The sequence below is a fragment of the Acaryochloris sp. IP29b_bin.148 genome, from assembly GCF_028285565.1.
Classification (GTDB): Bacteria; Cyanobacteriota; Cyanobacteriia; order Thermosynechococcales; family Thermosynechococcaceae; genus Acaryochloris.
Window position 1 is genome coordinate 14,851 of the sequence record NZ_JANQOY010000107.1, and the last position, 12,362, is coordinate 27,212.

6 protein-coding genes, 1 tRNA gene and 1 pseudogene are annotated in these 12,362 nt (G+C 45.5%); 7 read left to right on the top strand and 1 reads right to left on the bottom strand.

Annotation, left to right across the window (positions count from 1 at the left end; genetic code table 11):
- Window positions 1-295 precede the first annotated feature (295 nt).
- The 7 genes and pseudogenes from Q0986_RS10125 to Q0986_RS10155 all read left to right on the top strand — a co-directional run bounded on the left by Q0986_RS10125 (window position 296) and on the right by Q0986_RS10155 (window position 10,640).
- Window positions 296-3,619: a response regulator gene (locus Q0986_RS10125; RefSeq protein ID WP_299409217.1), complete on the top strand. Its 3,324-nt coding sequence runs from the start codon at window positions 296-298 to the stop codon at window positions 3,617-3,619.
- A gap of 97 nt (window positions 3,620-3,716) precedes the next feature.
- Window positions 3,717-4,004: pseudogene (locus tag Q0986_RS10130) on the top strand (ISKra4 family transposase); the annotation flags it as partial.
- Between the two features lie 352 nt (window positions 4,005-4,356).
- The gene (locus tag Q0986_RS10135) at window positions 4,357-7,164 is read left to right on the top strand and encodes a response regulator (protein WP_299409221.1); all 2,808 of its coding nucleotides are present in this window, start codon (window positions 4,357-4,359) and stop codon (window positions 7,162-7,164) included.
- Between the two features lie 215 nt (window positions 7,165-7,379).
- Entirely contained in the window at window positions 7,380-7,946 is a 567-nt protein-coding gene (locus Q0986_RS10140) for a DUF192 domain-containing protein (protein WP_299409224.1), read from the top strand.
- Between the two features lie 144 nt (window positions 7,947-8,090).
- Window positions 8,091-9,044, top strand: coding sequence for a methylenetetrahydrofolate reductase (locus Q0986_RS10145; protein ID WP_366918558.1), 954 nt, complete (start codon window positions 8,091-8,093; stop codon window positions 9,042-9,044).
- Between the two features lie 79 nt (window positions 9,045-9,123).
- A tRNA-Leu gene (locus tag Q0986_RS10150) sits at window positions 9,124-9,204 on the top strand.
- A 92-nt stretch (window positions 9,205-9,296) separates the two neighbouring features.
- Window positions 9,297-10,640 carry a CCA tRNA nucleotidyltransferase gene (locus Q0986_RS10155; protein WP_299409231.1) on the top strand — a complete coding sequence of 448 codons (1,344 nt, stop codon included), beginning with the start codon at window positions 9,297-9,299 and terminating at the stop codon, window positions 10,638-10,640.
- An 11-nt stretch (window positions 10,641-10,651) separates the two neighbouring features.
- On the opposite strand, the gene Q0986_RS10160 is transcribed toward Q0986_RS10155, so the two are convergent.
- Window positions 10,652-11,896 carry a transposase gene (locus tag Q0986_RS10160; RefSeq protein ID WP_366918559.1) on the bottom strand — a complete coding sequence of 415 codons (1,245 nt, stop codon included), beginning with the start codon at window positions 11,894-11,896 and terminating at the stop codon, window positions 10,652-10,654.
- Between the last annotated feature and the right edge of the window lie 466 nt (window positions 11,897-12,362).

Consider the following 12,362-nt stretch of genomic DNA (forward strand, 5'->3'; position numbering starts at 1 on the left):
TGGCGTGAATTGACAGGTCTGAGCATTGCTGCATAAACCTCCATCCTAAGCCTATCGATGACAAATAGTACCTAGTTCTTGAGATCGGCTATTAAGTTGACAATACTCAGGAGAAAATTTACTCAACCTTTATCGACTGCATCCATGACTTTTTACTCAGATTGAACTCTAATACTTAACGATAGTATTCATAATAAAACTCTAATAACTATCGACAAAAAGTTTTATTTAGGTAATCTGAATATAGATGTGGGAACTCTATCTAGATAGTCTCTCATCAGCACAGCTCAAAGTTATGAGTCAACTCGTAAATGCTCCACCAGAAGAGAAAGCAGGCAAGGAAGAAGCGGTTCGGGCTAGGCTTTTACCACCTCTAATTATTGTGATTGCACTTTTAGTGGGAGGTAGTCTCTGGAGACTATCCAATGATCAGCAGAAAAGAATTGGGGAGGCTAAATTAGTCACAGCACAAAGAGTAGAAGAACTACTTAAAGTTGCAATGAATCAAGATATTGCCACAATGAGTTCTACTTTAGAGGCAGTTATTCGTGATCCTCAATTAGCAAGTTCTTTCCAATCTAAAGATAAAGAAGCTCTATTAAGAAGGGGTAGGCCGTTATTCGCTAGGCTTAAAGAGAAATTTAAAATCACTCATTTTTATTTTCATCAATCTAATCACACTAATCTAGTCAGAATGCATAAAGAGCGTCGTGGCGACTGGATTAACCGGCAGACGCTTAAAAAGGCATCTGAAACTAATCAACCTAGTGCTGGATTAGAGCAAGGACCGACAGGAAACCCTGTTTTACGAGTTGTTTATCCTTGGTACATAAATTTTCCCCTAACCAGTTGCGAGCCTCTTTATACAGCACCTTGCAATACAGATATCTTCAATCAATCTGATGCAGGAGAATTAGTTGGTTTTGTCGAGCTTGGTAAAGAATTTGAAGACATCGCGAGTGAAGTCAGCATACTGTTAAATGTTGATTTAGTAGTTGCTGTTGACAAGAAATTTCTAGATCGAGAAAGATGGGAAAACAGAAACAAAAAGTTAGGAAAGCAATCTAAGTGGAATGAATATCCTAATCATGTGGTGATAGACCAAACTGTAAAAACATTACCAAATAAGATCTCCGAAAAGATGAGAGGTACCCCCTCAGATAGAAAAAGCAGTTTACTACTCAAAAATCAAGAACAGACTTCTCAAGTTCTATTTATTCCTTTTAAGGATATCGATGGTCAACAGATTGGCTATGCTGTCATCTTAAAAGATATTACTAGAACCATTAATATTGCTAGTGAATCGATACAAAATATCACGATTATTGGTTCAGCTTTAGGTATTGGATTAATTCTATTATTTTATATTCTATTAACTAAAATCGAAAAAGATCTGATTGAACGCAGAATAAAAATTATTGAAGCCAAAGATGAATTAGAAGAATCTCATCATCAGCTTTCTGAGTACAATCAAACTTTGGAAACTAAAATTCAAGAACGAACTATTCTGCTTGCTCAAAGTATTAAAGAGTCGAAGAAAGCGCAGCATCTAGCAGAAAAGGCCAGTGAAGCTAAAAGTACATTTCTGGCTAACATGAGTCATGAACTACGTACTCCGATGAATGCTGTCATCGGTATGACCGGGCTACTTGCCAGCTCTTCACTAAGCACTGAGCAACAGGATTATGTTGAAATTATCCGCAATAGTGGAGATGCCCTCTTATGCCTCATCAGTGATATTCTCGACTTTTCTAAAATTGAAGCAGGAAAACTCGATCTTGAAGTACAACCCTTTGAAATTAGAACCTGTATAGAGGAAGCACTGCTTATTGTGGCTGCGAAGGCTTCTGAGAAAAACCTAGAACTAGCTTGCTTAGTCAATCCCCCGACCCCAACGGCGATTTTCGGGGATATCACCCGATTACGACAAATCTTAGTGAACTTGCTTAATAACGCTATCAAATTTACAACGCAAGGGGAGGTCGTTGTTTATGTATCTGCAAAACCTATCACTCATCTTCCTACTGATTTACTCTCTAAGGAGCTAACCATTTCAGGGGAGAATACGTTCGAAATTCAATTTGATATTAAAGATACCGGTATAGGGATTCCTCCTGACAAACTGGAGTGCTTATTCAAGTCCTTTTCTCAGGTAGATTCTTCAACCACACGAAAATTTGGGGGAACTGGTCTGGGATTAGCAATCAGCAAGCAATTGAGTGAGCTAATGGGTGGCAAAATATGGGTCAACAGTACAGTGGGGGAAGGATCGACTTTCTCTTTTACAGTTATTGCCTCCGAGATTTCTGACTATGTCAGCCCTAATGGTAATTCAGGAGTAGACCTGGTGGGCAAGCAGCTGTTGATTGTGGATGATAATGTCACCAACCGGAACATCTTGTCTTTGCAATCCCAATCCTGGGGAATGCTGACCTGTGCTGTCAAATCAGGGATTAAGGCTCTGGAATGGCTACAGAAAGGTACAAAATTTGACCTCGCTATTCTGGATATGCAAATGCCAGGAATGGATGGACTCACCCTCGCAAAAAAAATACGTGAACAGCCTGCTGGAAAATCATTACCCCTGATTCTTTTAAGTTCTTTAGGACAAGATGATATTCGTTCACAAGCTGGGGAAGATATTTTTTCGGCTATTTTGAATAAACCCGTTCAACAGGCTCAACTCCATACTGTTCTGTGTCAGGTGTCATGCAATCCCGTGGTCACGGTTAAGCACACAGTCCCCCTAGAGCAGCTACCCGCGAATCCAGAAGCGCATCATCCACTAAGAATTCTGTTAGCAGAGGATATAGTTGTCAACCAAAAGGTGGCTTTGTTGACGCTGAAACAAATAGGCTATCAGGCAGATGTGGCCAATAATGGTGTTGAAGTGCTCGAAGCGTTAGAACGCCAATCCTATGATCTGGTCCTGATGGATGTGCAAATGCCAGAGATGGATGGACTCACGGCTACTACAGAAATATGTAAACGGTGGCCCCCAGAAGAACGCCCCTACATCATTGCGATGACCGCTAACGCCATGCAAGGGGACCGGGATAAGTGTCTTGACGCGGGAATGGATGGCTATATTACTAAGCCAGTACGCATGAATGAACTCAGGGATGTTCTGAGCCGTTGTCAGCCCATAGTGGAAAGCAATCGAGAGAAACCCATGCCAGCGACTAATCAACCTGGCCCCGTGAAAGAGGATATCTTCTCTCACGTTATAACCACTGCTTCTGCTGAAGACGCTGAGATGGAACCCACGATTATTGACCCCACAGTTCTGGATAATTTCCGTCAGTTGGCAGGTGAGAATGCAACTTTACTGATTGCAGATTTATTGAGTACATACCTTGAAGATGCACCAGGACTTGTCGATAACATACAGCAGGCTGTAGACAAAGCCAATCCTAAAGCATTGAGCGAAGCAGCCCATGCTCTTAAGTCTGCCAGTGCCAATCTAGGGGCCAAACAACTCTCAACGCTTTGTGCGGAAGCAGAAACCCTTGGGCGTGTAGGATCGATGGAGGGGGCGCAAGAAACGACCGCTCAAATTTCCCAGGCTTACCAGACCATCCGCACCCTTTTTGAAGCAGAAATAGCAAAAATGCCGTGATCTATGTCGACCTACCAATAGAAGCGTAAATAATTGGCAGCTAATTTAGCTCCATGATACATTCTCTGTAATCCAGTGGATATCAGGAAGCTAGCAGTTGGACTACGAGTTACGGGTCATTGTCGAAAAAGTATCGGCCAGCTCCCAAGAGGTAGCCCAGCACGATACCCTCAAAGTTTATGACATTAAAGCACCAGTATCTATTTTAGACCTGGGGCTTTGTCATGAAGAACAAATTTCAATTCTCGAAACAGTTCAGAATTCGCTCTTAGCCTCTCAATCTAAACTCATTGATACGGACCACGATGATTGCCCAAGAGGTGGACCAAAACTTCATAAACGAGAATTTGCTAAATCTAAATTTCATGCTGTCTTTACCGACTATTAGAGGACTGGTCGAAAGCGATAAATGGACAGATAGGTGGCAAACGCCTGTCTTAACTGCATTGATGAGAACAGCATAGTTTGCAAAATAGCTAAAGATTATTCACGCTTCCTATCAGGATTTGCGATGACCTCCGGTCGGTCTTTGACCATTACAGAATAGTTTGGGGTGCAGCATCGTTTGTAGGCTGGGTAAAGGAGCTGGTGATACCCGTGACAGAAGCATTGATTGGGTTACGGTCAGGAGGTTTTTAAGTGAAGCAAGGTGACATTTTTTATGATCAGGCAATTTAGATCAAAAGATGGGGAACTGTATAGAGGTGATCCGATTAAAAAAATAAGCCTATCAAACTATGGCTGAATCACCTTCTTTAGAAACCTCAAAATCATTTTTTGAGAAAAATATAATCCAAAGTCAACTATTACAATTAGTGATGGATAACCTGCCAGAATATATTTTCTGGAAAGATGTTAATTCTATCTATTTAGGTTGCAATCATAAGTTTGCGAAAATTGCTGGTGTAGGCACGCCTGACAAGATTATTGGTAAAACTGACTACGAATTAGCTTGGCAAACAGAAGAAGCTGAGTTCTTTCGCCAATGCGATCGCAGGGTAATGGATTCCAATTCATCAGAGTTGGGAATTATTGAACCGCAATTACAGGCAGACGGCAAACAAGCTTGGTTAGAAACGAACAAGGTTCCTCTCCATGATGAACAGGGAAAAGTTATCGGTATTTTGGGGACCTTTCAAGACATCACAGAACGCAAAGAAACTGAATTGGCCTTAAAACAACTCAATGAAGAACTAGAGCAGCGGGTTGAAGAACGAACATCAGAGCTACTAAAAGCGAAAGAAGCTGCCGATAGTGCAAATAAAGCAAAAAGTGCGTTTCTTGCCAACATGAGCCATGAACTGCGAACCCCCATGAATGCAGTCATAGGCATGACAGGATTACTGGCTTATTCTCCTCTTGATGCGCAGCAACAGGACTTTGTTGACACGATTCGTAGTAGTGGAGATGCGCTCTTATCTCTCATCAACGATATTCTTGACTTCTCCAAAATTGAAGCCGGAAAACTTGATCTAGAAACGCAACCGTTTGAAATCAGACATTGCATCGAAGAAGCAATGCTCATTGTCGCACCTAAAGCCTCAGAGAAAAACTTAGAACTGGCTTATCTTATTCATTCTCCAATTCCAGTCGCCATTTTGGGGGATATCACTCGATTAAGACAAATTTTAGTCAATTTACTCAATAATGCCATTAAATTTACAGGGGAGGGAGAAGTCGTTATCTATGTATCTGCGACCCCCATTACCCAACAGCAATCTAAGGCTGATTCAGAAGGCCGTGTAATGCCCACAGTTGCTGAGGCAAATCTGTCGTATGAAATTAGGTTTGACATCCAGGACACAGGAATAGGGATTCCATCTGACAAACTAGAGCGCTTATTCCAATCCTTTTCTCAAGTGGATACTTCCACCACCCGAAAATTTGGAGGGACGGGTCTGGGATTAGCAATCAGCAAGCAACTGAGTGAGCTAATGGGTGGGAAAATATGGGTCAACAGTGAAGCGGGTAAAGGTTCAACCTTTTCGTTTACGATTGTCGCCTCTGAAATCCCTGATTATGTCAGCCCCAATATCCTTACAGATACACAACTAGCGGGCAAGCAGCTGCTGATTGTAGACGATAATGCCACCAATCGGGAAATACTCTCTTTACAAGCTCAATCCTGGGGGATGCTGACCTGTGCTGTCAAATCGGGCATCAAGGCTCTGGAATGGCTACAGCGAGGCGTGAAGTTTGATCTGGCTATTTTAGATATGCAGATGCCAGGAATGGATGGCTTGACTCTGGCTCAGAAGATACGTGAGCAGTCCACAGGTCAATCACTTCCGTTAGTTATTTTAAGTTCATTAGGACAAGATATTCGCTCACAAGCCGGTGCGCAAAATATTGCAGCTGTTTTAAACAAACCGATCCAACAGAGACAACTACATAATGTACTTTGCCAAGTACTCGGTAATCCTTCACTCACAGCAGGGCAACCCTCAACTGGAGAGCAACTGTCTACTAATCTTGCAGCCCACTCCCCATTACGCATTCTCCTAGCAGAAGATATGGTTGTAAATCAGAAGGTGGCTTTATTAACCTTGAAGCAATTAGGGTATCAAGCTGATGTAGCAAATAATGGTTTAGAAGTTCTAGAGGCCTTAGAGCGGCAAGTCTATGATCTCGTGCTAATGGACGTGCAAATGCCAGAGATGGATGGTCTAGCGGCGACCAAAGAAGTGTGTCAGCGATGGTCTTCAGAAGAACGCCCCTACATCATTGCCATGACCGCCAATGCCATGCAAGGAGATCGGGAAATCTGTCTGGAAGCAGTCATGGATGCGTATATTACTAAGCCTGTCCGTATTCCTGAACTTAGGGATGTCTTGAGTCGTTGTAAGCCTGTAGAAAGAAGCAGTCTAGCAAAACCCATGCCTACAACTACTCAACCTAGCGCCGAGAAAGAGGAAACCCTCTCTCTCGGGATAACCACTGCCGATATTGAAGCGGCTGAGGAAGAGATGCCAACTCCGTTGCCACCCTTAACACTCGGGTCAGCAAAAGTATCAAACTCTCCTGTGATAGCTCTTGCTGGTGAGGATAAGTTGGAGGGCCATGTAAACCATCCAGAGCAGCTCAGCATCCTATCCATTGAATCTCCACTTACTGCTTCTGACACTCAAAGCGCTCCATCCCTTGGTCTGCAAATGGAACCCTCTAAGATGGCTGATGCTTCTATTGAAACCACGGTTCTTGACCCCACAGTTCTGGATCATTTTCGTCAGTTGGCAGGGGAGAGTGCCCCCTTACTGATTGCAGATTTACTGAGTACTTATCTTGAAGATGCACCAGGGCGTGTCGATAATATGCAGCAAGCGGTAGATGAAGCCAATCCTGAAGCATTGAGTGATGCAGCCCATGCGCTGAAGTCTGCCAGTGCCCATCTAGGTGCTAAACACCTTGCAGAGCTTTGTGCTGAAGTAGAAACCCTTGGGCGTGAGGGATCGATGGAGGGAGCAAAAGAAATGGTCGCTCAAATTTCCCACGCTTACCAGACCATCCGCACTCTTTTTGCAGCAGAAATAGCAAAAATGGAGTGATCTAAAGTCAAGATTCTGTTGAAAAATTGATCCTTCTAAGATGTGGATCATGGAATATTCCGATATTACAAATTGAACACTCGAAAACGTTGGCGGAGACTGTTGAGCGCTATATTAAGTCATGAGGTTAGAGCCATATATCGACCTTTGCAGCTATTCGAACTTTTTGTCTTGTACTGAGTCATTCATACCATTCATCGTTTTTGGAGTAGGATATGTTCTTCGAGAGCACGGGGCGTCGACACCGATATTTGCGCTTATTTGGAGTCGTGGCTGGGGTATTAATGCTAGGTTGTCAGCCTCTCACTCAGTCCTCTTCGCCCACTTCGGCTGCACCTCCTGCTTCCAAATCTGTACCCTCTTCCGTTGCAGCTTCTTCGCAGCCGGATCAACGTTTACCCATTACCGCCCAAGCTTTGATCAAGAACAATATTGTAGAACTGGAAGTGGCTCGTACCCGCCAAGAGCAAGCGACAGGACTGATGGGCCGAGAGACCCTTGCGGATAATCGAGGGATGTTATTTCCCTTCGATCCACCTCAGCCTGTTAGCTTTTGGATGAAGAACGTGCTGATTGATTTAGATATGGTTTTTCTGCGCAATGGCGAAGTGATTGCTGTGCAGCATAGTGCTCCTCCCTGCCAAGCTACCCCTTGCCCAACCTATGGACCAGAGGGTGAAATCATTGATCAGGTGCTTGAGCTACGGGGTGGCCGAGCAGCTGAATTAGGGATTCAGAAGGGCGATCGCATCTCAATTCAACCCTTTTCCCCTGAATCATAAGTTGAATACTTCTTTCAGACTAAAGATCAATAATGATCCTTGACGTTTACAGGTGTAAATCGCCAGGATAATACAAGTATTTAGAGATACCTACAGCTTAAATAGGTATAAATTGATCCCTTACTCGCTTGTCTCACCCCCTTTATGCCCTCTCTAACTAGCCCAGTAAATCAACCGTCTGGACTGCTCTCTTTGCCTGCTGACCACCGATTTCAGGACGCCATTCATACTGGAAAGTTCTTAGTCACAGCAGAGGTGATGCCGCCCAAGGGTGGCTCAGTTGAGCATATGGTGCAACAAGCCCTTCATCTTAAAGATTGGGTCCATGCCGTCAATATTACGGACGGTAGCCGAGCAGTGCTGCGAATGAGTTCCTTGGCCGTGGCAGTTATTCTGCGACAACACGGGATTGAACCCATTTGCCAGATGGCCTGTCGCGATCGCAATCGGATTGCCCTGCAAGCGGATCTGATGGGAGCCCATGCCCTGGGAATTCGCAATATTCTGGCACTTACGGGCGATCCCGTCAAAGCGGGGGACTTCCCCAAAGCCAAAGCGGTGTTTGACTTAGAGTCTGTGCGCTTACTCAACACGATTCGTCAATTAAATGGGGGTTTGGATGGCAATGAAAAATCCCTCCCTGATGGTCCTACTCAACTTTGGGTCGGCGCGGCGGTTGACCCCCAGCTAGCCAGTTGGTCCGGGCTGCAAAGCCGTTTTGAACGAAAAGTGGAAGCAGGAGCCCAGTTTTTTCAAAGTCAATTAATCGTTGACTTTGAACGCCTAGAAAAATTTATGACGAAAATTGCCAGACCAGCTAACAAACCGATATTGGCGGGTATATTCCTGCTTAAGTCAGCCAAAAATGCCCAATTTATCAATCGCTGTGTGCCAGGGGTCAATATTCCAGAGTCCATTATTACTCGACTGGACAAAGCCGCAGATCCCCTACAAGAAGGCATTAAGATAGCAGCTGAGCAAGTGCAGCAGGCTCGCCAGTTGTGTCAGGGGGTGCATATGATGGCAGTACGCCGGGAAGATTTAATTCCCCAGATTTTGGAGCAAGCAGGGGTCTCTCCGATCCGGAGTGAGCCATAGCTCTCCCATCAAATTCAACGAACTCGTTGCAATGCTAAACGGTTCTTGTATAATGGTGGAACTTTGCCTTCAAGGCCCAGGGCGGGTGGCGAAATGGTAGACGCACCACACTCAAAATGTGGCGACTTCGGTCATGAGAGTTCGAGTCTCTCCCTGCCCATTCTTAATTCACGATGCTAAGGTGCCGTTCAGCAGGCTTTTTGCCTGTGAACCGAGCCTCCTGCTTGCAGACGTTTTTCTAGTTAAGTTTGCATGTCTCTTATTCAATCTGCACTTGCACCTCAAACTTGGCCGTTTCCAGCCCAAGACTTACCCCACTCGGCCTATTTAGTGGGGGGCTGTGTTCGAGATGCTTTGCTGCAGCGAGAAACCCCCTACTTAGATTTAGATTTTGTGTTGCCAGAGGCGGCGGTCGAAACGGCCCGCAAAATTGCTCAACGGTGCCATGCAGGATTTGTGCTTCTAGATGCAGAACGAGAGATTGCCCGGGTGGTCTTTCCTCAAGCCACAGCTGATTTTGCCCTGCAAGTGGGGACGTCCTTGGAGGAAGACTTACATCGACGAGACTTTACGATCAATGCGATCGCGTATCACCCTTTTACCGACACAATCATTGATCCCTTGCAGGGACAGCAAGATCTTAAAGCTGGCATCCTCCGAATGATTGCGGCTCAGAATCTGGCAGAAGATCCGCTACGCCTACTACGCGCTTATCGACAAGCGGCTCAGTTAGGGTTTTCCCTAGACCCTCACACCCAGGTTACGATCTGCCAACTTACCCCAAAATTAGCTGACATTGCGGCAGAGCGGATCAAAGTTGAATTAGGCTACCTCTTGAGTGAGGCTGCTGCTACTCCTTGGGTACATCAGGTTTGGCAAGATGGCCTCTTAAAGTCTTCATTCCCCGATGCCACTGCTACCCGTCTGGCGCTATTGCCTGCTCTCGATCAAGCAGCTGTTCTGCTTGAGCAGCATATTCCAGATTTGGCGAGAGCGCTATCACAAGAACTCAATGAGCGAGCCCAAGGTAAAGAAGCGGCTCAACGAACGCTACTCTCAACCTCAAAGTGGATCGGTCTTGTATCCGATTGCCCGACCCAGGCCGAGTTGACGCTCAAGCAGATGAAGTTTAGCCGTGGAGAGATTAATGTAATCACTCGCTTATTAACCTGCTGGCCTCAACTGACGAAGTTAACCCAGCAGAGGAACAATTCCCGTGCAGATCAATACCACTTCTTTCAGACTGCAAAAACGGTGTTCCCTGCCGTGGTGCTGGTAACCCTTGCAGCAGAACTGATGGAGCAGAAAAACAGTAATAGGCCAGATCAGGCGTCTCCACTGCCCTACCTCAAAAGCTTAGCCCCCTGGATTGAAGAGTATCTAAATCCCCATAGCCCACTCGCTCACCCCCAACCGCCTTTGTCTGGTACTGCTTTGATGAAGGCCCTCTGCCTTTCCCCCGGACCAGAGGTCGGTCGTTTGCTCTCTCAACTGACGTTGGCACAGGCTGAAGGCCAAATTAAGACGCCAGAGGAAGCATTAAAATTAGCTCAAACCTTGCTTGGCTCAACCCCTCCATTGTCCGATTACGAGTAGATATGAAGTGATCATGACTGATCACTGACATTCGCTCCGAAGATTTCCTGCTTCAGTGCCAGTTGACTAGAATCCATGACTGAATCCCCCGTCACCTCGACTCCACAGGCCTTTTCTATTCCCCGTTGCCCACGGGTACAAATCACTTGAGCAGCAGCAATATCTCTTGGCTTAACTGAGCCACAGCTTAGACAGTGAGAGAGTCGGATGCTCAAGTCCTTTTTGACCTCAGCACCACAGTCAGGACATTCCTGACTCGTGCCTCTGGGATCAACTTTGCCATAATAAACATCACGCTTAAAGCACACCCAAGGCAGAATTTGATTTGTAAACTGACCCAAACCAGCATCCAGTGTATGCTTCCCTAACATCCCCTTTGCCATGATTCGGAAGTCCAAATCTTCCACAAACATCGAATCTGCTTGGTCACACAGTTGATGGGCCAGCTTAAAGTGCCAGTCCTTGCGAGTATCCGCAATCCGTTGGTGAACCCTTGCTATTTTCTGTAACACCTTAGAACGGCTCGCACTGCCCTTTTGCTTTCTCTTCAGCCGACGTTGCAGCGATTGCAGCTTGCGGTGTAACTGATTAAAAAAGCGAGGACGCTTAACCTGAAGTCCGTCTGAAGTGGACAAAAAATACTCCAAGCCCACATCAATCCCCACAGGATGGCCATGAAAGGGCACCTCTGGAATATTGACATCTGCTTGCAAGCTCAACAAGACAGAGTATCCAGAAGCCTTGCGGACAACCCTTGCTTGCTTAATTACACAAGCTTCAGGGATATCCCTTGACCATCGAACTTTTAACCAGCCCAATTGCGGAAGCTTAATACCCGTATTGCTGATGGGATGCTTCAACATCTGGGGAAAGACAAAGCTACGCATCCGGGCTTGGTTCTTGAATCGGGGGAGTCCTGACCGTTTCAACAGCCATGACTCCCAAGCAACTTCTAACTGCCTTAAAGTCTGCTGGAGCATCTGAGCATTAACAGACCCTAATTCAGCAATTTGCTGCTTGGCTTGAGTGAGGGCTTGAGCCTGTTTCACGTAATTTGGAAACGGTTGATCAGCGGGTAATATATATTCCCGATTGATGGAGCAAGCGTTCACAGGAGACTTACGGGAATTCAACCAGTCTTTACGCTCTGCTAGGGCAAAATTCCAGACCTTGCGACACACGGTTAAAGTGCGCTCAATTTCTGCAATCTGCTCTGCAGTGGGTTCTAACTTGAATTCCCAGGTCATGTTAAGCATATCTACATTATATTACCTAGGATGTAGATACTGTTCTCTGCGGTCACGCTCCGCTACACCCCCAGCCAAGCTTGCAACTATGGCTGGAGTACTGCGAAGTTCCTTTGATAGATGCCAAGCACAATACGGCATTCAATAGACTTCTTGCATGAATCCTGATCTGAAGCTATGACCTCTGCTTACTTCGTTATCCTTACATGGGTTACACTAGCCCCCCTGCCCCCAATTCTGGGGGGAGAACAGCTTTATCGCGTCCTGCTCTTAGAAGGTTGACCTGAATCAGCTCACTATCTGTACCTTCGAGTCTGCAAGATTGACCCATGAATAATGGCGATTACAACGGGATCTTTCAATACTCTCCCCCCAAAATTGTCCCTATGGTGGATGGTGTGGCCAGCGATCGCAAAAATGGCCCTCCCGTACTCTTGAAGTACCACCACCAAGAAACGGAGCACAGCAATATGAC